A 23,185-nucleotide genomic window follows, 5' to 3' on the forward strand; every position below is an offset into this window, starting at 1 on the left:
AGACAAGGTTGAAGATATAATCACATCTTCAACCTTGTCTGTTTAGTTTTATAAGATATTCACGCTAAATATAAAGTTAAATTAGCCTTGTTGTAATTGTTCGCGACATTTTTCGAATAAAACGTGGTTTTCTAAATGTACATGTTGTAATGTCGCATTTTCTAACGCAGCTAAACGAGTGTACACTAAACGCCATGTACCGCAAGCTTCGATAGGTGGTTGGAAATCATTCGTAATTTCATCCATTCTACGTAACAAGTTACCTGTACTGTCATGATCTGCAGTTAAATCTTCGATAATAGCTTCTACGTTATCAACATTCTCACCATTCGCAAATGCGATAAGTTGAGGGAAGTCTTTTTCATCCTCTTTTTGCGTATGTTCTAACATGTTGTTTTTAAATGTTGTATATAAATCTTTTAATTCTAACAAGTACTCATGACTTGGACCGTGAACTTTTGCGAGTTTAGTCACATAAGGTGTTAAGTTTTTGAATTCTTCTTTCATTGGTTCGTGGTATGCATCTTGGATGTATTGAATTAAAGAAGGGATGCTTAAATATTTAGGATTTAAGCCTTGTCCTCCGGCATTTTGTTTACTTGCTTCATCAAGTTCAGCTAATAAATCTTCTAAAACAACTCTTTTTTTATCTTTCGCAGCTTCTTCAATAGAAACTTGGCCGCCACAACAAAAATCTATACCAGAACGTTTGAAGATATCAGCAGTTTTCGGATAATCTGTCACAACGTTCGCTACAATATCAGTTTTAGTAATCATAATATACGCTCCTTTTCGACTCATCTCTATTATAAGAAGAATAGTGATAAATAAAAACAAAAAGTGTTCTAAATTAAAAGTATTATTGTAATCTTCATAAAAACTTCAAGGAAATTTATTATAAATTTACCCAGATAGAAACTAAAGTAACTTACAAAAGGAGTGTTAATATTAAAATAAACGTCATAAAAATTACTTTAAACACCATAAGTGTAAATGAACTTTAAATCAATCGTTTGTGACAAATTTCTGAATAATTGAAAATGATTCCCAATATCAGTAGATTAATGAAAAATATTAAGAAGGAGAGACCATACCGCTTATTAAAATATTTGTAGAACACAAAGTTTGCTTAACAATAAACATATTAAAATAAAACTAAAATCGAAGAAAACAACAATTTATGTATAAATACATTTATGACAAAATTAAGAACTAATTGAGAATGATATTTACTATCAATTACAGTAGGCGTATTCTGAAGTTGAGAGTCGAAGTTACTGAGGAGAGAAATCGGGATGAAAAATCCATACAGTAGATTGTCGAAGGTCTTAGTAACAATTTTAGTCGTCGTATTCGGTATTTTGCTAGCTGGTGGTTGGTTGATATTTAAAAATGAAGCGCCTCGTCCAACAAAAGTGGTGAACGAAAGTGGACAGACGGTCATTTCTAAATCCGAACTAATCAGTGGTCAAGCCATTTATGAAAAATATGGATTGACGGATTATGGTTCATATTTAGGAAACGGATCTTATTTAGGTCCTGATTATACTGCAGAAACATTGCATCATTATTTAAAAGGGATGCATTACTATTATGCTGAACATCTTTATGATAAACCTTTTAAACAATTAAACCAAATGCAAAAAGCAGGCATTGAAGACAAAGTTAAAAAAGAAATACGGGTGAATCGCTATTCAAAAGCTAAAGATGAACTTGTATTAACAGATGCACAAGTTGCAGGCTTGAATTATGTCAGAGATTATTATCATAAAGAGTTTGTGAATAATCCCAAGCAAGCAGGGTTACCACAAAATATGATTGATCAAATCAAGACAGATGATTATATGGTCAAAGGGAATAAAATTGAGCATTTGAGTGATTTCTTCTTCTGGGGTGCATGGTTATCTTCAACAGATCGTCCAGATAGAGATTTCTCATATACAAACAACTGGCCATTTGATGAACAAGCAGGTAATACAATGCCAAGTGAAGCATTGATATGGTCAGCAATTTCCGTTGCGATATTAGTCGCTGGTGTTGCGATTATTATTTACTTCCAAAGACGTTATCAATTCGACATGGAATCAACATATGATAGTGAACGTCGTTTACCTGAAATTAAAATTCAAGATACAATTTCATCAAGTCAGGCCAAAACAGCCAAATACTTTGTGATTGTGATGGTGCTGTTTTTAATTCAAATCTTATTAGGTGAATTAATGGCCCATTATTATGTGGAAAATGAATTCTTTGGTATTCCGCTTCAAAAACTATTCCCATTCAACATCGCGAAGACATGGCACTTGCAGTTGGTGATCTTCTGGGTGGCTACAACATGGCTTGCGACAGGGATCTATATTGTGCCGAGGGTGCTTGGTAAAGAGCCAAAACATCAAGGTAAATTAGTCGATATCTTATTCGTCGCATTATTGATTGTTGCTGGCGGTAGTATGATAGGTGAATGGGGCAATATTCTTGGCTGGATTAACGATAAATGGTGGTTATTCGGTCATTTCGGTTGGGAATATATTGAGCTTGGTAAATTCTGGCAAATTCTATTTATCATCGGTATGGTGCTATGGATGATTATTTTAGCCAGAGGCTTCATCCCAGCGATTAAAGATGGCAGTGAACAACATCGTAAGCGTTTAATCTTACTCTTGTTTATTGGCGCAATCGCAATTCCAATGTTCTACTTAGCATCACTCTTTATTATGCCTAACTCACATGTCACTTTCGCAGATTATTGGCGTTGGTGGATTGTACACTTATGGGTAGAAGGCATCTTTGAAGCTTTTGCGGTTATTTTAATTGGTTTCTTAATGGTAGATATGAAATTAACGACAATACATTCTACAATTCGTGCATTGTACTTCCAAATCATATTATTACTTGGTACAGGTATTGTAGGAATGGGGCACCATTATTACTGGCAAGGCGACCATTCAATTTGGTTAGCATTAGGTTCAAGCTTCTCTGCTTTAGAAGTTGTACCGTTATGTTTATTAATTTGGGAAGCTTACACCCATTATCGTGTTTATAAATTCAGTAAAATTGAATTCCCATACAAAGGTACATTCATCTTCTTAGCTTCTACAGGATTATGGAACGCAATTGGTGCGGGTGCACTAGGATTCTTGATTAATGCGCCAGCCATTAACTACTTTGAACACGGAACACAGTGGACATCTGCGCACGCACATGGCTCAATGGCCGGTGTGTATGGTATGTTCTCAATTGCGATTATGTTATATGTATTAAGAAGTATTACTAAACCTGAATTCTGGACGAAGAAAGTTGAAAAATGGATTTCTATTTCATGTTGGTTATTAAATATTGGTTTAGCTGGCATGGTCTTTGTGACATTGCTTCCAGTAGGTTATATTCAACTTACAGATGCATTGAAACATGGTTACTGGCATGCAAGATTGACGGAGTTCTATCAAAAAGACTCAGTCTTTTGGTTATTATGGGGCAGATTGCCTTGGGACTTAATCTTCACAGCCGGTGTAATTATTTTACTTGTAATCACAGTTCGTGCAGTCATGCATCTTAAAAAAGTTAAAAATAATGAATATCAAAATAAAATCTGATAGACAGTAAATAGCTTTCACATAAGCGGAAAAGTAAAAATAAGGACAGTACAGAGTTTCGCGCTCTGCACTGTCCTTTCGTTATATATGAACTTGAATTAAGTTATTTTAACGTACCGATTTTAACGTCATCAGGGTGCTTACCTTGGCGTAAGTCCTGATTTAACTGATCGATTTTTTTAACGTCTTTATCTCGTAATTCAAAGTCAATTGCTTCAAAGTTTTCGCTGATTCTTGAAGGAGTTTGAGACTTAGGAATCACAATTCTATCATGCATTAAATGCCAATTTAAGATGATTTGCGCAGGTGTTTTTTCATATTTTTCAGCTAGCTTTGCGATAACCGGATCTTCAAATAAACCACGTCCACGCATTAAAGGCATCCAAGCGGTAACTTTTATACCATGTTTATCACAGAAGTCTTGTAAGTCTTGTTGGTTTAAGTATGGGTGGAATTCGATTTGGTTAACCGCCGGCACAATTTCAGTATGTTCCATTAATTTTTCTAAGTGATGTTGTTGGAAGTTGCAGACACCGATTGCTTTAACGCGTCCTTCTTTATAAAGTTCTTCCATTGCTTGATATGTTTCAATGAATAAGCCGTCTGCTTCACATGGCCAGTGAATTAAAAACATATCTAAATAATCTACACCAAGATTCTCTAATGATTTTTCAAAGTAAGCTTTTGTGCTGTCATAACCTTGATAATCATTCCATAGCTTAGTCGTAATAAAGAGATCTTCACGGGGTACTTTACTTTTTTTAATTGCTTCACCTAATTCTTTTTCGTTGAAATAGAAATAAGCGGTATCAAAAGCACGATAGCCTGAATCTTCAGCAGCTTTGACTGCAGATTCCATATGCTTTTCGTCAATTTTGTAGACTCCTAAACCTATACGAGGAATTTTCACATCGTTATTCAACTTTACTTTCTTTTTCAAGATGATTCGCACTCCTTCTACTTTTTCTTCATTATATCAAACCAAAGATATGTAATACTATTAAAGAGAAAATGATGCGCAATTTAATTAAAGGTTATTTAATCAAATGAAATAAAAAAACAGCAACACCATTGAATGATGTTGCTGCAAGTCGTATGTTAATACACATTAAGTATTAAGACTTATTTTCTTTTGTTTTTGTGGATTGCACCCAAGATTAATGAAAGGATTACAATTAATAAAATTGTACCGATTAATGCTGGGAAAATCGCAATGCCGCCTAGTGATGGACCCCAATCACCAAGGATTGCTGAGCCAAGCCAAGCGCCGACAATACCAGCAATAATGTTACCTAAGATTCCTCCTGGAATATCTTTACCTAAAATTGCGCCGGCTAACCAACCGATTAGGCCTCCGACGATAATCATTAATATTAATCCCATAATAGTAGCCTCCTAATTCAATACTGACAATACTTTTTTATTGTGCTTGTTAATGTTTACCACTAATACATGATAAGTAATCATCTTAAATCAATTTTTTTAAAAAGGTTTTGTCCACAAGATAAATAAAATTAATATTAAGTAAATAATTAGGTAAACATACCAGAAAGGAGTTAATAAATTCATTACAAGAAATGAAATAATAATTAATAATGTGCCGATTGTCAGTGATTTAGGCTTATTCTTCATGAAATGACTACGAAAGCTTGTATCTTCAGAGCTTTCAAAAATGGTTAAGAAGATGAAAGATGCTCCGATTAAGAAGAAAACAGGTGCTAAATATGGAACGGACATATAATAAGATTTTTCACTCGTATTGAATACGATGAACAAAGAAAGACTCAATAAAGTAAAGACAATAAAAGCCATGAATTTCTGTGTCGTAAAGACAATGGGCTTAAATTTTCGATCAGTCAACAGTGCGAGTAATGTCCAAATTAATATAAACGCAACCATCGCATGCGAAATAAAATCATACTTTCCGATGACGATAAGATTAATCACACTGTTTATTGAAACTGCAATAAGAATCGTACTTAATTTGACTTGATTGTTAGATTGTAAATACATATCAATCAAAATGGAAGCTGATATAATCGCAATGTTGATAATTATGTAGATGAGCATAGGGTGCGTCTCCTGACTTCTAATATTCACTGGAATATTATACCAATTTCAGTACATTTAAGCATTTGAAAACACTTTAAAATTAAAAAAGCTCGGGCATTCTGCAGCCCGAAACTTATACACCTTTCATATTACTCCAAAGTAATGTATGCAATTGTGGTAAAACATAGACTTGATTCATATCATTGCTTTGCATAACCTTATCTACAAGATTTTCGTAACGTTCAAGCAAACGTGCTGTATGATTTTCTACTTCATCATCTAAGTAAGGATTGCCGACTTGTAAATAAAATGGGAGATCTGGATAACGATGGTGCATTTGTTTAGCGAATTCATAATCTTCATCATCAAAGACAACAACTTTAAGATTTAATGTTTCTTTAACACATTGATCAATTACTTCATCAAGTATTTGTATGTTTGGTTTCATACCTGAACTCGGTGGTTTAGGACTGATTGTTAAATCATTGATTTGGCGCATCCACGGTTGGAAACGACTTCCTTGTGTTTCTAATGCACTTTCAATGTTCTTTTCTTCAAAGAGATCCACTAAATCTTGAATACCTTTAATTAATGCAGGATTACCGCCTGAAATTGTGACATGATTAAAGTAATCGCCGCCGATTTCATAAAGTCGGTCATAAATTTCTTCTGCAGTCATCATTTGAATTTCATCTTTCATACTGCCATCCCAAGTGAAACTGGAATCACACCAGCTGCATCGATAATCACAGCCAGCAGTTCGTACGAACATTGTTTTACGTCCGATGACACGGCCTTCACCTTGAATGGTCGGTCCGAAAATTTCTAATACAGGAATTTTACCCATGACGGAACTCCTTAGGACGATAAACCACATAGCTAGATGGAGTTTCACGTAAATAGACTTGTGCACATTTAGGACGGTTCGGCTGTTTCTCTAAAATTTCTTCTGTAAGTTGGCAAATAGTTTGTGCGACTACTTCAGTAGATGGCATTTTATCTTTGAACTGCGGTAAATCATTTAATAAATAATGATCGAACTGCTCATGAATTTGTTTTTTTAATGCTGCAAAGTTGATTAAGAAACCGCTATGATCAAGTTCGTCACCAACGATAGTTAAATTAACGAAATAAGTGTGACCATGCGTACGTACACATTTACCTGCATCTTCGCAAGGGATGTAGTGTGCAGCTGCAAAATGGAAATCTTTATTTAATTCGAAAGCATAGGGATGGGCAACTGTTGGATAAATTTGTTGTAACAAAATCAGTTCACTCCTTTTTCTGCTAAATAAGCATTTAAACCACGTGCGCGTAATTGACAAGCCGGACATTCACCGCAGCCATCTGCGATAATCCCGTTATAGCAAGTCAATGTGTTATATCTTACATAATCTAAGACACCAAGTTCGTCACTTAATGCCCAAGTTTCTTTTTTGTCTAACCACATTAACGGTGTATGAATGACAAAGTTTTTATCCATAGATAAATTCAATGTGACATTCATGGATTTCACAAAATCATCGCGACAATCCGGATAACCAGAGAAGTCTGTTTCACAGACACCTGTAATAATGTGACGTGCTTTAATCTGATAAGCTAACGCGCCCGCAAACGATAAAAATAATAAGTTACGTGCTGGAACGAAGGTGTTTGGTACACCATCATCAGTATCTTCAATTTGTAAATCATGTTGGGTTAACGCATTCGGTGTGAGTTGAGATAATAAAGACATGTCTAAAATGTGGTGCTTTAATCCTTGTTCTTGTGCGATTTGTTTTGCGACTTCAATTTCAGTATCGTGACGTTGACCGTATTGGAAAGTCACAAGTTCTACTTCTTTGAATTTTGCTTTCGCATAAAAGAGACAAGTCGTACTGTCTTGTCCGCCGCTGAAAACGACGAGTGCTTTATCATCATCAAGTTTATGGGGTGCCATAAGTCAATCTCTCCTTTAAAGTGATGACCTAGCTCGATCAATAAAAAACTCGAACGCTAAAGTGCGTGTATCTTGATGATTCAAAATAACGCTTTTAGGTTCGAGTTGATATAGACAATGACGTAGTATATTGACTATCTCTATAAAAGATAGACGATTGAAAGTAAAAGTCTAGTTTTTTATAGAGGGTATCAGCTAGGAACCTCTGTGTTTCTATGTCGATAGATAGAATAATATATTTCCTAAGTAAAATCAAGGTGTCTCTGCTTCTGCTATTACAAAATCGTGTGACATCTTGTAAAATGAAGTTAAAAGCATTGTTCGACGAAACAAATAGAATGTTGAGTAAGGGGACAAGTTGAGTATGATTATAATGATAGATAACAAAGACTCATTTACATATAACTTAGTAGATTATCTGAAGACAGAAAGTAATGAACGTGTGACAGTTATCGATGTAGATGACGTAGATATAGAAACATTAAAAACGATGCAGCCGCATGCGATTGTGATTTCCCCAGGCCCAGGAAGTCCAAGTGATTATCCGATTTTACATGAAGTCCTTAGCACGTTTGAAGATAGTGTACCTATTTTAGGTGTGTGCTTAGGATTTCAACTCATTGTTGAACATTACGGTGGTGCTATTATTCATAGTTCACGTCCTGTACATGGCCACACTACGTTGATTACCACAAATGAGCAAGGTATTTTTGCGGGGTTACCTAAACAATTTCATGTGATGCGTTATCATTCCTTATGTGCAGATGCATTGCGCATGCCAAGTGCGCTAGAAGTCACAGCATATAATGAAGAGCAAATTGTGATGGCAGTGGCGCATAGAAGTTATCCGATTTATGGTGTGCAATATCATCCTGAATCTATATTGAGTGAATATGGCCATGCGCAAATTCGACTATTTCTTCAACAGGCAGGTGAAAACATTGCGCGCGCACTTTAATTATCGATATTACACAGATGAAACAGACTATAAGCAATACCAATATTGTTTCAAGACAATTCTTGATCAAAAGATTGCTTATGATTTAAATGAGGTACATGAAGTCATTGATTTTGCTGAACAAGCACATCAGGCAGGTCATTTTGTTTGTCTGTATTTACCTTACGAAGCGGCACCTGCCTTTAATTCTGAAATGGCAGTACATCTACCAGAAACTTCCAATTATGTTTATGCGGCAGCCTATATATTTGAAGCACCTGAAACAAGGGAAGAAGTAAAAGATAAGGCTGTATCAGCACGTCCGCACTTTCATTTTCGTTTGTCGAAGCCAACTATGATTCAACATATCCAACAAGTTCAAGATGCGATTGTAGAAGGGAATACATATCAAGTGAACTATACAACACGTATGTATGATCGTATCCGTATGCCTATCAGTGAAATGTATGATTATTTAACACGAAGCAGTCACGGTAATTATACAGCGTTGCTTGATACCGATGAACTACAAATCGCCTCGATTTCACCTGAATTGTTCTTTCAAAGAGGTTCTTTTAAAACGATGGAGGACGTGGTATTAAGTAAACCGATGAAAGGCACTATGCCAAGAGGGAAAGATAAAGCAGAGGATGACTATTATTATCAACAACTCGCACAATCTAAAAAAGATCAAGCGGAAAATGTGATGATAGTAGATTTATTACGTAATGATATTGCACGTATTTCAAAACCAGGCAGTGTGAAAGTGTATCAACCGTTTCATATTGAACATTATCAAACTGTCTTTCAAATGACGAGTATGGTCACAGGACAATTACCGCAAGCAACGTCATTACAACGTATTTTGACTGCACTCTTTCCATGCGGTTCGATTACTGGTGCACCTAAATTAAATACGATGCGCTATATTAAAGCATTAGAAGGCACACCGCGACATGTATATTGTGGTACCATCGGGTTAATGATTCCAAACGGTCCCTCAATATTTAATGTACCGATACGTACGGTGCAATATATTGAAGACGAAGCAGTCTATGGTGTAGGTGCAGGTATTACGATTGATTCAGATCCAGAAGCAGAAGTCGCAGAGTTTGAAGCGAAAACTAAAATATTGGAGTGATAATGATGTACTTATTTGAGACAATGCGTTTATCAGAAGGTAAAATTCCACGTCGAGATTATCACAAAGCACGTATTTTACAGTCAGCTAAGGAGCTTTCTATTCCATTACCTGAAATTCAGTGGGAAGCATTTATCGCAGATATTAAAAAGGAATATCCAACAGGCACTTATCGTTTGAAAGTCATGGCAGATGAATCTGGCGAATTGACTTATCAATGTGTCGACTTACCTGAAAAAAGTAGTTTCACTGCTCAAGCGCAATTGATGCGTTCGGATTACCCAAAGTGGCAATACGTTAATAAAACGTCTCATCGTGAACATGTAGAACATCTTCATGAGACAGATGTTGTTCTTTTTTATAATCTGCAAGGTAAAATTTTAGAGTTTGATATCGGTAATGTGCTGATCAAAGAACAAGGTAAATACTACACACCTTGTTTTAATAATGACTTCTTAAAAGGGTGCATGCGTGCACAGTTATTAGATGAAGGTAAAGCAGAAGAAAGAGATTATACAATAGATGAGTTGAGAGAAAAATTGGAGGCACATGAAGCGGAGCTTTTCTTGATAAATAGCTTGCGAGAGGTTGCCGAGATACAGATTAATCTTTAAAATTAAGTATGATTAAACTTATAAGTAGCAGAAGGGTTTAAAAAGGTGGCAGCATGATTGGAATAGTCCTGATATTAATCATTGTGGTAATTTGGGTTGCGAAGCGGCTGGCACGCTATTTCCTACAACAGCAGAAACCTTTAGCAGCAAAAGCCGTCGTAGGTATAATGCTGCTTATCCAACTCGTGCTCGTATATTACTTTATGAAGATGATGATGACGTATATTTTAAGGTTACTAAATATCTTTTATAATCAATGAAGACCAGAGGTGCATTATGAAAATTTATAGTCAAGGTGACAAAGCAATTGTGGTTTCTGTGGAGAAAGAAGTCACGCAACATACAACAGAAGACCTGTTAGCATTACGTTCGTATTTATTAGAACAAAACTATCCATTTATTACAGAAATCGTGCCGACTGAATCTGATATGATGATTGTCTATAATGCGCGAGATATGATGAAACATCATCATATTACATCACCATTCCAATATATGACGGATTTACTGCACTCTATCAAAATCGAAGTCAGACATGGGGATGCTGTAAAAATGCCTGTAGAATTACCTGTCTACTATGGTGGCGAATACGGTCCGGATTTAGCAGAGTTGGTAGAATACTTCGGAATGAGTGAAGAAGAATTTATTTCATTGCATGCGAATAAAACATACTTCGTATCGATGATGGGCTATTCACCAGGATTCCCGTATCTAACAGGATTAAATGAACGTATTTATGTTAACCATACAGGAGATGAACAAAAATTTATTCCAGCAGGATCTGTCATCCTTGAAGGTAAGAAATGTGGTGTAGTCACAACTGATACATACGGTGACTGGCTTGTTATCGGTTATACACCTGTCCGTTTATTCAACCCAGAAAAAGAAGACTTCACTTTATTGAAGTTAGGTGATACTGTACGGTTCAAACCAGCTGAACCTGAAAATGAAAGTGAAGGAGGCAGTGAATCATGTCAATCATAATAGAAAATCCAGGACTTTTTTCAAGCTTCCAAGACTTTGGACGACAAGGTTACGAGCATGATGGCGTTATTCCTGGCGGTGCAATTGATTTCTTAGCACATGAAATTGCGAATCGCTTGGTTGCGAATGATAAAAATGAAGCAACGTTAGAGATGACGACAAAAATGGCGCGTATTCGCTTCACTGAGCCGACTTTAATTGCACTTTCTGGCGGCAACTTCAAAGCATGGACACAAAACATGCGCATTTTGCCGAACAAATTGTATTTAGTAGAAAAAGGAGATGTCCTACAGTTCTCTGAATCTAACCGTACATCTCGTGTTTACTTAGCAATCGGCGGCGGGGTAGAACTTGAAGAGTGGCTAGGTTCAACTTCAACAGACTTCCTATCTAAAATAGGTGGTTACGAAGGACGCGCATTGCAAGCAGGTGATGCGATTAATATGAAACGTAACTATACTAAACGTCATCTGAAATTATTTGATAACTTGAAGGTTACACATAAAACGGATTGGGGTATTGATGGTTATGCACTTTCTTTCAACTATATGTCTGATATGTTCCATGTAGTGTTAAATAAAGGAGCAGAGGACTTTGATGAAGAAACTTTAAATCGCTTTACATATGGTGAATACAAAGTAACCAGCAAAGCGAACCGTGCAGGGATGATTTTAGAAGGCGATCCAGTAAAGGCCTTTTATGAAGACATGCCGCCACATCAATCTGTAAAACGTGGTACGATTCAAGTGAAACGTGATGGTTCACCAATCATCTTATTAAATGACCACTATACATTAGGAAGCTATCCGCAATTAGGTACAATTGCGAGCTATCATTTAACAAAACTTGCGCAAAAACCACAAGGTGCGCGCTTAAAGTTCCAATATATTGATATTTATACTGCAGAAAATAACTTAATGAAATACAGCAGTTGGTTACAACAGCTATTCCATGGTATTGAATATCGTATGATGCAAGAAATGAATAAATAACATGACACATTAATTTAAATGAATTCAACTGAGAAAGCTGGTTACTTTCTCAGTTTTTTTAATGTGCAAAATGCACAATTACATTCTAAGGCTGGAGTCTGATTTAATCGTGTGTGATTTCCTGTATAATTTTATAATATTAACGCGAATTCAAAATAAAAGTGAACAAGCTTAACATGCATGATGAAAGCATTTTATCTTTTCTTAGCAATAAATTAACATAGAAAAAATATAGTGTAATATGTCAATTTTGGATAGGTTTCCGCTTGAAATGTCGTGTGAAATGTTCTATATTTAGTTACTGTACTACGTAATTTTTGTTACAATAGTGTTACAAAGAAGTAGGCAATGTAAATTTTTGATGAATATAAATTAGAGCAATTTAAATGAAAAATGACGCAATTATTGAAAATACAGAGATAAGAAGCAGCACGAGACTGCTTCGCTTTTAATTGATTGGCCATTGAGCAGCAATCTTTTCTATAAGAAACATTAAAAAGTAGACGGGAAATGGTACTGTTTGATGATTGATTGAATACTAAATAACAATAACGGGGGAGACACACATGAGTCTGCAGAAAAAGAAAATAAGCATTTTTGTCTTTTTCTTACTCACTGTTTTAACAGTTAGTTTGAAGACCTATTTTGCTTATTATGTTGATTTTTCTTTAGGAGTTAAGGGATTAGTCCAAAATTTAATTTTGTTAATGAATCCATACAGCTTACTCGCATTAATACTTAGCGTATTCTTGTTCTTTAAAGGTAAGAAGGCGTTTTGGTTTATGCTCATCGGCGGATTCTTATTAACTTTCTTGCTTTATGCAAACGTTGTTTACTTTAGATTCTTCTCAGACTTTTTAACATTCAGTACTTTAAACCAAGTAGGTAACGTTGAGTCTATGGGAGGCGCAGTATCTGCGTCATTCAAATGGTATGATTTCGTGTATTTCTTAGATACAATTATCTATCTGTTTATTTTGATCTTTAAATCAAAATGGTTAGATACACGTACTTTCAGCAAGAAATTTGTTCCAGTCGTAATGGCAGTTTCAGTTGCTTTGTTCTTCTTGAACTTAGCATTTGCAGAAACAGATCGTCCTGAATTATTAACTCGTACATTCGACCATAAATACTTAGTTAAATATCTTGGACCATATAACTTCACAGTTTATGATGGTGTGAAATCAATTCAAAACCATCAAGAGAAAGCAATGGCTTCTGAAGATGATTTAACAAAAGTATTGAACTACACAAAACAAAGACAAGCAGAAGTAGAACCTAATCCGGAATACTACGGTGCAGGTAAAAAGAAAAATATTATTAAAATTCATTTAGAAAGTTTCCAAACTTTCTTGATTAACAAAAAAGTCAATGGTAAAGAAGTGACACCTTTCCTTAACAAATTGTCTTCAGGACAAGAAGGTTATAAATATTATCCAAACTTCTTCCACCAAACTGGACAAGGTAAAACATCAGATGCGGAATTCACAATGGATAACAGCTTGTATGGTTTACCACAAGGTTCAGCGTACTCATTGAAAGGTTCTAATACGTATCAATCATTACCAGCAATTCTTGATCAAAAACGCGGCTACACAAGCAACGTTATGCACGGTGACTACAAAACATTCTGGAACCGTGATCAAGTTTACAAACATTTCGGTATTGATAAATTCTACGATGCGACTTACTACGATATGAGTCCTGAAAACATTGAAAACTTAGGATTGAAAGATAAACCGTTCTTTAAAGAATCAGCAGAATATCAATCTAAAATGAAAAAACCATTCTATTCACACTTGATTACATTGACAAACCATTATCCATTCACATTATCACCAGATGAAGCGGGAATTGAAAAGCCTAACACTGGCGATGCGACAGTAGATGGCTATGTACAAACAGCGAACTACATGGATAGTGCTTTAGAAGAATATATCAACGAATTGAAGAAAAAAGGTATCTATGATGACTCAGTGATTGTCATCTACGGTGACCACTATGGTATTTCTGAAAACCATAATAAAGCAATGGAAAAATTATTAGGTGAAGAAATTACACCAGCGAAATTTATGGACTTGAACCGTACTGGTTTATGGATGAAAGTTCCTGGTAAAGAAGGCGGCGTTGACAACACTTATGGTGGACAAATCGACGTAATGCCGACATTACTTCACTTAGAAGGTATCGATACTAAGAACTTCTTAATGTTAGGTACAGATTTATTATCTAAGGATCATAAACAAGTCGTACCATTCAGAAACGGTGACTTTATCACACCTGAATATAAATATGTGAATGGTAGAGCATTTGATAATAAAACAAATGAACCATTAGAAAAAGAACCTGCTGACTTAGAGAAAAATAAACAACAAGTTGAAAAAGACTTAGAAATGAGCGACAGTGTTCTTAATGGTGACTTATTCAGATTCTACAAAAATCCGGATTTCGATAAAGTAAATCCATCTAAATATCAATATAAAACAGGACCTAAAGGTTCTCAGAAAAAATAAACAATGACTTAGTCGTTTCAACAGCGGGTGAATCCTCTTATGGATTTGCCCGCTGTATTTTTTTGGTGCGAACCTTTACAAAACTTACACAATTATCCGCTTAAGATGAACCTGTAACAGTATCTTTTGACGTGCAAAGGGTGTATAATATATAGAACTGAAAATTGAGATAAAGGTTGAAAACTCAATTAAATGAACGGACTGAACATAAGTGGAGGCATGACATGGAAGCGTATAAAATTGAACATTTACATAAATCCTATGCAGATAAAGTGATTTTTGATGACTTGCACTTATCTGTTTCAGCACATGAACGTATCGGACTTGTAGGGATTAACGGTACAGGTAAAAGTACATTACTAAAAGTCATCGCAGGGCTGGATGATGACTTTGAAGCAGAAGTGAATTGTCCGAATGATTATCGCATTCGTTATTCTTCTCAAAAGCAAGATTTAACGAAAGACAGAACAGTGCTGGAAGAAGTTTTGAGTGCAGATACAGATACGGTGAAGTTAATCAGAGACTATGAAAAAGCAGTACAAGAGTATAGCCAAACGCAAAATGACCAAAACTTAAACCACATGATGAAAATGCAAGAGGCGATGGACCAAGCAGAAGCATGGGACTATAGTGCAGAAGTTAAAACGATTTTATCTAAACTCGGTATTCATGATACATCTGTATCGGTTAAATCGTTATCAGGCGGCCAACAAAAACGTGTCATTTTAGCAAAAACATTAATTGAACAGCCAGACTTATTATTACTAGATGAACCGACTAACCATTTAGATTTCGATTCAATAAAATGGTTGATCAACTACGTAAAACAATATCCACATACTGTGTTGTTTGTAACGCATGATCGTTATTTCTTAAATGAAGTTTCAACACGCATTATTGAATTGGATAGAGGCAAATTAACGACTTATCCAGGTAACTATGAAGACTATATTGCGATGCGTGCGGAAAACGAACAAATAGAGCAGCAACAAAACCAAAAAGCACGTGCTTTATATAAACAAGAACTTGCTTGGATGCGTGCAGGTGCAAAAGCAAGAACAACAAAACAACAAGCACGTATTAATCGCTTTAGTGATTTAGAAACACAAGTAAAAAATCAAACGACACGTGAAAGCGGACAATTGAATCTAGCGCATTCTCGTTTAGGTAAACAGGTCTTTGAATTAGATGATGTATCTAAAAGTATTGCGGATAAAACGTTATTTGAACATGTGACGCAAATTATACAAAACGGCCAACAAATCGGGATTGTCGGACCTAACGGTGCAGGCAAAACGACGTTGTTAAATATCCTTGCTGGTGAAGATACTGACTTCAGCGGAGAACTGAAAATCGGCCAAACAGTCAAAACAGCTTACTTTAAACAAACGGATGAACGTTTAGACAGAGATGTCCGTGTAATAGATTTCTTAAGAGAAGAAAGTGAAGTTGCGAAAGAAAAAGATGGTACGACGGTGTCAGTAACACAATTGTTAGAGCGTTTTTTATTCCCAAGTGCTACACACGGTAAAAAAGTGTATAAACTTTCTGGTGGCGAACAAAAACGCTTGTATTTACTAAGATTATTGGTTCATCAACCGAATGTATTGTTGCTTGATGAGCCGACAAATGACTTAGATACTGAAACGCTAACTATTCTTGAGGACTATATCGCAACTTTCGGTGGCACAGTTATTACTGTCAGCCATGATCGCTATTTCTTAAATAAAGTTGCACAGGAATATTGGTATGTGCATGACGGTCAAATTGAGCGTGTTATTGGAAGCTTTGAAGACTATGAAGCTTATAAGCAAGAACAAGAGAAACAACAAGCAGTTGCTAAAGCTCAACCAAAAGTTCAAAAAGAAAGACAACGTAAGGGATTGTCTTATAAAGAAAAACGTGAATACGATACGATTATGGAACGTATTGAAGAGACTGAAGCGCGTCTAGAAGTGATTGAACAAGAGATGGTAGACGCAAGTGATGATTATGCGAAAATTCAAGAACTGAATACTGAAAAAGAAGCATTAGAATCACAATATGAAGAAGACATGACACGATGGAGCGAATTAGAAGAATTAAAAGAACAATAAGGGGTCAATTTTATGGAAACGACATTATCGCATTATTTTGGATATAAAGATTTCCGTCCAGGACAAAGGGAGATTATTTCCAAAATACTAGACAAAAAGAATGTGCTAGGGGTATTACCTACTGGCGGCGGTAAATCATTATGTTATCAAGTGCCTGGATTGATAATGGGCGGCGTGACAATTGTGATCAGCCCATTAATTTCATTAATGAAAGACCAAGTCGATCAATTAAAAGCGATGGGCGTTAACGCTGCATTTTTAAACAGCAGCTTATCGCAAAAAGAACAACGAGCGATTGAAGAAGATTTACGTCAAGGTAAGATTCAATTCTTATACGCGGCGCCTGAACGTTTTGAGAATCGTCAATTTATGCAGTTGCTATTCGGATTAGATATTCACTTAGTTGCTTTTGATGAAGCACACTGTATTTCTAAGTGGGGACATGATTTCAGACCAAGTTACCAACAAGTCATTGATAAAGTCCTTTGCTTGCCGCAAGACTTTGCGATTGCTGCTTTAACCGCAACAGCTACTGTTGAAGTACAAAAAGATATTATGGAACGCCTGCATATCTCAGGCGCGAACCGAGTAAAAACAAGTATCAAACGTCCTAATTTAGTCTTTAAAGTCAATCCGACATATCAGAGGCAAAAATTTGTGATGGATTATGTAAAGGCACACAAACAACAAGCAGGGATTATTTATTGTTCAACAAGAAAACAAGTTGAAGAACTTCAACAAGTATTTGAAGATCAAAATATCAGCAGTGCCATTTATCATGCAGGTTTAACGAATAAAGAGCGTGATGAAGCACAAAATGATTTTGTCTTTGATCGCATTAAAGTTGTAATTGCGACGAATGCGTTTGGTATGGGGATTGATAAATCTAACGTGAGATATGTCATTCATTACAATATGCCAGGAGATTTAGAATCTTATTATCAAGAAGCTGGGCGTGCAGGACGTGATGGCTTAACAAGTGAATGTATCTTACTGTTTAGTGAACGTGATATTAATCTGCATCAATTCTTTATTTCATCTTCTAAGGGTGATGATGACTATAAAGAAAAAATGGGCGAGAAGCTCAATAAGATGATTCAATATACCAAAACAAAGAAGTGTCTAGAAGCTACATTGGTTCATTATTTCGAGCCAAATGAAAAATTAGAAGAATGTGGCCGCTGCAGTAATTGTCGTAATGAAAATAAAACGTATGATATGACGAATGAAGCGAAGAAAATCATCAGTTGTGTGGTGCGTATGGGTCAACAAGAGACTTATGGTGTGATTATTCAAGTGCTGAGAGGCGAGTTGTCTGATTACATCAAGTATAACCAATATGACAAATTACCAACTTTCGGTATTATGAAAGAGTATACGACATCAGAATGTAGTCATTTAATTGATGAATTGCGCTTCAAAGGCTTCTTAAACGAAAATGATGAGGTTTTAACTTGTGATAAAAAGGTTAAGCAAATACTAAGTGAGGATTTAAAAATTTATACTGTACCATTCAAGAAAAAATCTCGTGAAAAAGTCAATATCAATACTATTGAAGGTGTCGATAGAGCATTGTTTGATGCATTAGTACAAGTCAGACAAGAACTCAGCGAGAAATTAAATGTAGCACCGATTAGCATTTTTACTGATTTTACACTTGAAGAATTCGCCAAACGTAAACCTGAATCTAAACAGGAAATGATTGCGATTGACGGTGTCGGTAGTTATAAATTGAAACATTACTGTCCTCAATTTATTGAAACGATTCATAATTATAAAGCGCAAGTTTAATAGATTTAAATACAGAACAGCAAGTTTCACTGTGCTAACGATAGTGTGAGCTTGCTGTTCTTTTTTAAAATAGAAATAGAATGTGGGTGACCTATGCATGATTGAGTTAAAAAACGTTTCGAAGCAATACGGTAATAAAATGGCTGTCGAAGATGTCAGTTTTAACATTGAAGAAGGTGAGTTCTTCGTTTTAATTGGTCCTTCCGGCAGTGGTAAAACAACAACATTAAAGATGATTAACAGATTGATTCCTTTAACGAAAGGCTATATTTATTTCAAAGGTAAACCAATCAGTGATTTTCCTGTTTATGAAATGCGATGGGATATGGGTTATGTCCTTCAACAAATCGCGTTATTTCCGCATATGAAGGTTAAGGAAAATATTGCGCAAGTACCGCAAATGAAAGGTTGGGACAAAGCTAAGATAGACAAGCGTATTGATGAGTTGCTTGAGATGGTGAATCTAGATCCTGATACATATCGCGATCGCAAACCAGATGAATTATCAGGCGGACAACGTCAACGTGTCGGTGTTGTACGTGCATTAGCTGCAGATCCGCCAGTGATTTTAATGGACGAACCATTTAGTGCCTTAGATCCAATCAGTCGTACGAATTTACAAGAAGATTTGATTGAGCTGCAAGCTAAAATCAGAAAAACCATTGTCTTTGTGACACATGATATTAATGAAGCGATGAAATTAGCAGATCGCATTTGTTTATTTAATGATGGACGTGTAGAACAAATCGATACACCTGATGGTTTTATGCAACATCCTAAGAATGATTTTGTGAGACAGTTTATTAATCAATATGACCATGCGGATACGTCTCACTTAACGCTTGAAAAACTTCTGCAAGGCAAACAACTTAAAACAGTTGATACACCAAACGATTTACCGGTGTTGTTGCCAGATACACCTTTAAACAAGGTATATGAAGATTTAACACACTATCCTAGTGTCGTAATTAAACAACATGATCAACACCATCTCTTAACACGAGAAGATGTCTTTAAGTTTTTAGCTCAAAGTAAGAGAGGTGACGTATCATGAATGCATTCTTTCAAACATTCTCAGAGCGAAAAGGGGAATTGCTGAGCACGCTGTTAGAACATATGCAAATTTCCTTTATCGCATTGTTAATTGCTTGTTTAATCGGAGTACCGCTTGGTATCTTACTGACGAAAACAAAACATTTTTCTGAAGCGGTCATCAACGTTGCCGCTGTGATGCAGACGATTCCTTCACTAGCTTTATTAGGACTAATGATTCCATTGTTTGGTATTGGAACAGTGCCAGCGATTATTGCATTAGTTGTATATGCGTTACTGCCAATTCTACGCAATACATATACTGGTATTAAGGAAGTTGATCCGTCTCTTGTTGAAGCAGCGAAAGGTATCGGAATGAAACCTGGACGTCGTTTGACGAAAGTTGAGTTGCCGATTGCGATGCCGATTATTATGGCAGGTATTCGTACTGCAATGGTGTTAATCATTGGTACTGCAACACTTGCAGCATTAATCGGTGCAGGCGGCCTTGGTGATTTAATCCTATTAGGTATCGACCGTAACAACAGTTCGTTAATTTTATTAGGTGCGATTCCAGCTGCTATTTTGGCGATTGTCTTTGACTTAGCCTTACGTTTCATGCAGAAACTATCATATAAGAAATTGTTGATTACTTTAGGCACTATCGTGTTAGTTGTAGCACTTGTTATTGTTATCCCAATGTTAGGCGGCAAAGGCGATAAAATCACGATTGCCGGCAAGCTTGGTTCAGAACCATCAATCATTACGAATATGTATAAGATTTTAATCGAAGAAGAAACAGACAACACAGTGGATGTTAAAGATGGCATGGGTAAAACATCATTCTTATTCAATGCTTTAAAATCTGGCGATATTGATGGCTATTTAGAATTTACAGGAACAGTTTTAGGTGAATTAACTAAAGAACCACTGAAATCCAAAGAAGAAGCTAAAGTGTACGAACAGGCAAAACAAAGTCTAGAGAAAAAAGAAAACATGACGATGTTGAAACCGATGAAATACAACAACACTTACACATTAGCTGTGAAGCGTGACTTTGCGAAGAAACACGGATTGAAAACAATTGGTGATTTACAAAAAGTTGAAGATGATATCAAACCTGGTTTCACTTTAGAATTTAACGACCGTCCTGACGGTTATAAAGCCATTTCTAAAGCATATGATTTAAACTTTAATAAAGTTCGTACAATGGAACCGAAATTACGTTATCAAGCTGTTGAAAAAGGTGACATCAATTTAATTGATGCTTATTCAACAGATGCAGAGTTGAAACAATACGATATGGTCATTTTAGAAGATGACAAACACGTCTTCCCACCATATCAAGGTGCACCGATGTTTAAAGAGAAATATCTCAAAGAACATCCTGAAATCATCAAACCGCTCAATAAATTAGCAGGTAATATCACTGATGAAGAAATGCAAGAAATGAACTACAAAGTCACAGTGAAAGACGAAGATCCGTATCATGTGGCGAAAGAGTATTTAGAGAAACACAATTTAGTTAAGTAATATGAATAAGAAAGTCTGGGTGTTTTAACTCAGGCTTTCTTTTTAGTTTTAACATAATCGAGGTACAATAAATTTGTCGTTGCCAAAGGGTTGCTTAAAGGTATATAATTATCAGTAAATTCAAAATTATTAGAAGGCAAAATATGGGAGGCAGATGTATCTATGAAAGAACAAATTAAACAGCTCTCAGCGTATCAACCAGGCTTATCACCAAGAGCGTTAAAAGAAGAATTCGGTTTAGACATTGAATTACATAAACTAGCATCAAATGAAAACTTATATGGTCCTTCACCTAAAGCGAAAGAAGCGATTAAAGCGCATGTAGATGAAGTGTTGTATTATCCTGAAACAGGTGCACCGACATTACGCAAGGAAATTGCGAAAGGGTTAGGCATTGATGAAAATCGTATTTTATTTGGAGCTGGCTTAGATGAGGTTATCTTAATGATTTCTCGTGCGGTATTAACGCCCGGAGACAAGATTGTGACAAGCCAAGCGACATTTGGTCAGTATTATCATAATGCGATTGTGGAAGCGGCAGAGGTCGTACAAGTACCTTTAAAATCTAATGGTCAATTCGATTTAGATGGTATTTTAGAAGCGATTGATGAAGACACTGCATTAGTATGGATTTGTAATCCAAATAACCCGACAGGCACATATGTGACACATGATGATTTAGAAGCGTTCTTAGAAAAAGTGCCAAGTCATATTCCAGTTTTAGTTGATGAAGCATACTTTGAATTTGTGACTGCGGAAGATTTCCCAGATACATTAAAGTTACAAGAACGTTTTCCAAATGCGTTCTTAATGCGTACGTTCTCTAAAGCATATGGTCTAGCAGGTCTAAGAGTCGGTTATATCATTGCGACTGAAGAAGCAATTCATAACTATAATATTATTCGTCCACCGTTTAACGTAGGGCGCTTATCAGAATATGCGGCAGTCGCAGCATATCAAGATCAAGATTACTTAAAAGACATTCAACAAAAAAATGCTGAGGAACGTGCAAAATTCTTTGAAATTCCAGAAAGCAAATATTTCTTTGACAGCCAAACGAACTTTGTCTTTGTGAATACGAAACGTCCGCATGACTTATACAAAGCGTTATTAAAAGTCGGATGTATTACGCGTGAGTTCCCGATTGGTGTACGTATTACCATTGGCTTCCCAGAACAAAATGATAAAATGATCGAAGTGCTTAAAGACTTTGATTTTGAAGCATAACCGATAACAAAACAAGTATCAACATAATTTCGTGTTGATACTTGTTTTTACTTTACATATTTTCAAATCAGACTTCACAACTCTATAAAATAAATATGCTATACTCGAAGAGAAGAAAAGGAAAGGAAGTTGCTATCAGTAATGAAGAGAGAATCAATAGCGATTGATATGGATGAAGTTCTAGCGGATACAATCAAAGCATTGATTGAAGAAGTGAATAAACGCACAGATTTAGGTATTAAAGAGGCATTATTAGATGGGAATAAACTACGTCACTTTATGCCTGAACATGAAGGGGTACTTGATGAAGTATTAAAACAACCAGGATTCTTTAAGAATTTAGAAGTTATTAAAGATTCACAAGAAGTGGTGAAGAAGTTAGCTGAACACTATGATATTTATATTGCGACAGCCGCAATGGATGTGCCGACTTCATTCCATGAAAAATATGAATGGTTAAGAGTACACTTCCCATTCTTAGATCCGCAACAATTTGTCTTCTGCGGTAGAAAGAATATTGTCAAAGCAGATTATTTAATCGATGACAATCCAAGACAACTTGCACGCTTTACAGGGAAACCAGTGATGTATACAGCACAACATAACATCCACAATAAAGACTTCGATCGTGTCAATAACTGGAAAGAAGTTGAACAATATTTCTTAGGAAATAAATAAGTTAGAGTTAATAGAGACGGCTATAGCCGTCTCAGACCGTAGACAAACTACCGTTATAACTTG

Annotated in this window: 20 protein-coding genes; 13 read left to right on the plus strand and 7 right to left on the minus strand. The window is 35.8% G+C overall.

Going from position 1 to position 23,185, the window contains the following annotated elements; genetic code table 11:
- Positions 1-81: 81 nt before the first annotated feature.
- Positions 82-777, minus strand: a complete 696-nt coding sequence (gene scdA, locus HMPREF3270_RS02095; protein ID WP_060804108.1) for an iron-sulfur cluster repair di-iron protein ScdA — start codon at positions 775-777, stop codon at positions 82-84.
- Between the two features lie 512 nt (positions 778-1,289).
- On the opposite strand from scdA, the gene HMPREF3270_RS02100 reads away from it, so the two are divergent.
- A complete protein-coding gene (locus tag HMPREF3270_RS02100) occupies positions 1,290-3,593 on the plus strand; it encodes a nitric-oxide reductase large subunit (protein ID WP_176746707.1) in 2,304 nt (767 codons plus the stop codon).
- 103 nt (positions 3,594-3,696) lie between these two features.
- Here HMPREF3270_RS02100 and HMPREF3270_RS02105 read toward each other — a convergent pair whose 3' ends face one another.
- The 6 genes from HMPREF3270_RS02105 to queC form a co-directional block, all read right to left on the minus strand.
- Positions 3,697-4,536 carry an aldo/keto reductase gene (locus tag HMPREF3270_RS02105; protein ID WP_057510228.1) on the minus strand — a complete coding sequence of 280 codons (840 nt, stop codon included), beginning with the start codon at positions 4,534-4,536 and terminating at the stop codon, positions 3,697-3,699.
- Positions 4,537-4,715: 179 nt separating this feature from the next.
- Positions 4,716-4,979, minus strand: coding sequence for a GlsB/YeaQ/YmgE family stress response membrane protein (locus HMPREF3270_RS02110; RefSeq protein WP_103363965.1), 264 nt, complete (start codon positions 4,977-4,979; stop codon positions 4,716-4,718).
- Between the two features lie 96 nt (positions 4,980-5,075).
- A complete protein-coding gene (locus HMPREF3270_RS02115; RefSeq protein ID WP_070848287.1) occupies positions 5,076-5,663 on the minus strand; it encodes a hypothetical protein in 588 nt (195 codons plus the stop codon).
- Between the two features lie 115 nt (positions 5,664-5,778).
- Positions 5,779-6,492, minus strand: coding sequence for a 7-carboxy-7-deazaguanine synthase QueE (gene queE, locus HMPREF3270_RS02120; protein ID WP_070848286.1), 714 nt, complete (start codon positions 6,490-6,492; stop codon positions 5,779-5,781).
- On the minus strand, positions 6,485-6,910 hold the full coding sequence (gene queD, locus HMPREF3270_RS02125) for a 6-carboxytetrahydropterin synthase QueD (protein ID WP_023015404.1): 426 nt from the start codon (positions 6,908-6,910) through the stop codon (positions 6,485-6,487). Before queD ends, queE begins: the two co-directional genes overlap by 8 nt.
- A 2-nt stretch (positions 6,911-6,912) precedes the next feature.
- Entirely contained in the window at positions 6,913-7,584 is a 672-nt protein-coding gene (queC, locus tag HMPREF3270_RS02130; protein WP_002481505.1) for a 7-cyano-7-deazaguanine synthase QueC, read from the minus strand.
- Positions 7,585-7,948: 364 nt separating this feature from the next.
- Here queC and HMPREF3270_RS02135 point away from each other — a divergent pair, with 364 nt between their 5' ends.
- From HMPREF3270_RS02135 to HMPREF3270_RS02195, 12 genes are all read left to right on the plus strand, one after another.
- Positions 7,949-8,542 carry an anthranilate synthase component II gene (locus HMPREF3270_RS02135; protein ID WP_023015402.1) on the plus strand — a complete coding sequence of 198 codons (594 nt, stop codon included), beginning with the start codon at positions 7,949-7,951 and terminating at the stop codon, positions 8,540-8,542.
- The gene (locus HMPREF3270_RS02140) at positions 8,526-9,662 is read left to right on the plus strand and encodes a chorismate-binding protein (RefSeq protein ID WP_070848285.1); all 1,137 of its coding nucleotides are present in this window, start codon (positions 8,526-8,528) and stop codon (positions 9,660-9,662) included. The genes HMPREF3270_RS02135 and HMPREF3270_RS02140 overlap by 17 nt, the downstream gene beginning before the upstream one ends.
- A 5-nt stretch (positions 9,663-9,667) precedes the next feature.
- Positions 9,668-10,276 (plus strand): aminotransferase class IV, encoded by a 609-nt coding sequence (locus HMPREF3270_RS02145; protein ID WP_023015400.1) that lies wholly within the window; start codon positions 9,668-9,670, stop codon positions 10,274-10,276.
- 276 nt (positions 10,277-10,552) lie between these two features.
- Positions 10,553-11,260 carry a 5-oxoprolinase subunit PxpB gene (gene pxpB / locus HMPREF3270_RS02155; RefSeq protein WP_002481509.1) on the plus strand — a complete coding sequence of 236 codons (708 nt, stop codon included), beginning with the start codon at positions 10,553-10,555 and terminating at the stop codon, positions 11,258-11,260.
- Positions 11,248-12,252, plus strand: a complete 1,005-nt coding sequence (locus HMPREF3270_RS02160) for a 5-oxoprolinase subunit C family protein (RefSeq protein WP_002481510.1) — start codon at positions 11,248-11,250, stop codon at positions 12,250-12,252. The genes pxpB and HMPREF3270_RS02160 overlap by 13 nt, the downstream gene beginning before the upstream one ends.
- Before the next feature lie 566 nt (positions 12,253-12,818).
- Positions 12,819-14,765, plus strand: a complete 1,947-nt coding sequence (gene ltaS / locus HMPREF3270_RS02165) for a polyglycerol-phosphate lipoteichoic acid synthase LtaS (protein WP_002481511.1) — start codon at positions 12,819-12,821, stop codon at positions 14,763-14,765.
- A gap of 224 nt (positions 14,766-14,989) precedes the next feature.
- Positions 14,990-16,861, plus strand: a complete 1,872-nt coding sequence (locus HMPREF3270_RS02170; protein WP_070848284.1) for an ABC-F family ATP-binding cassette domain-containing protein — start codon at positions 14,990-14,992, stop codon at positions 16,859-16,861.
- Positions 16,862-16,873: 12 nt separating this feature from the next.
- Entirely contained in the window at positions 16,874-18,652 is a 1,779-nt protein-coding gene (gene recQ, locus HMPREF3270_RS02175) for a DNA helicase RecQ (RefSeq protein ID WP_070848283.1), read from the plus strand.
- Between the two features lie 97 nt (positions 18,653-18,749).
- Positions 18,750-19,706, plus strand: a complete 957-nt coding sequence (locus HMPREF3270_RS02180) for an ABC transporter ATP-binding protein (RefSeq protein WP_070848282.1) — start codon at positions 18,750-18,752, stop codon at positions 19,704-19,706.
- A complete protein-coding gene (locus HMPREF3270_RS02185; RefSeq protein WP_070848281.1) occupies positions 19,703-21,217 on the plus strand; it encodes an ABC transporter permease/substrate-binding protein in 1,515 nt (504 codons plus the stop codon). The genes HMPREF3270_RS02180 and HMPREF3270_RS02185 overlap by 4 nt, the downstream gene beginning before the upstream one ends.
- A 162-nt stretch (positions 21,218-21,379) precedes the next feature.
- Positions 21,380-22,444 carry a histidinol-phosphate transaminase gene (gene hisC, locus HMPREF3270_RS02190; RefSeq protein WP_057510200.1) on the plus strand — a complete coding sequence of 355 codons (1,065 nt, stop codon included), beginning with the start codon at positions 21,380-21,382 and terminating at the stop codon, positions 22,442-22,444.
- Between the two features lie 141 nt (positions 22,445-22,585).
- Positions 22,586-23,122, plus strand: coding sequence for a 5' nucleotidase, NT5C type (locus HMPREF3270_RS02195; protein WP_002481517.1), 537 nt, complete (start codon positions 22,586-22,588; stop codon positions 23,120-23,122).
- Positions 23,123-23,185 lie beyond the last annotated feature (63 nt).

This window comes from Staphylococcus sp. HMSC65H10 (genome assembly GCF_001839185.1).
GTDB classification, from domain to species: Bacteria; Bacillota; Bacilli; order Staphylococcales; family Staphylococcaceae; genus Staphylococcus; species Staphylococcus simulans.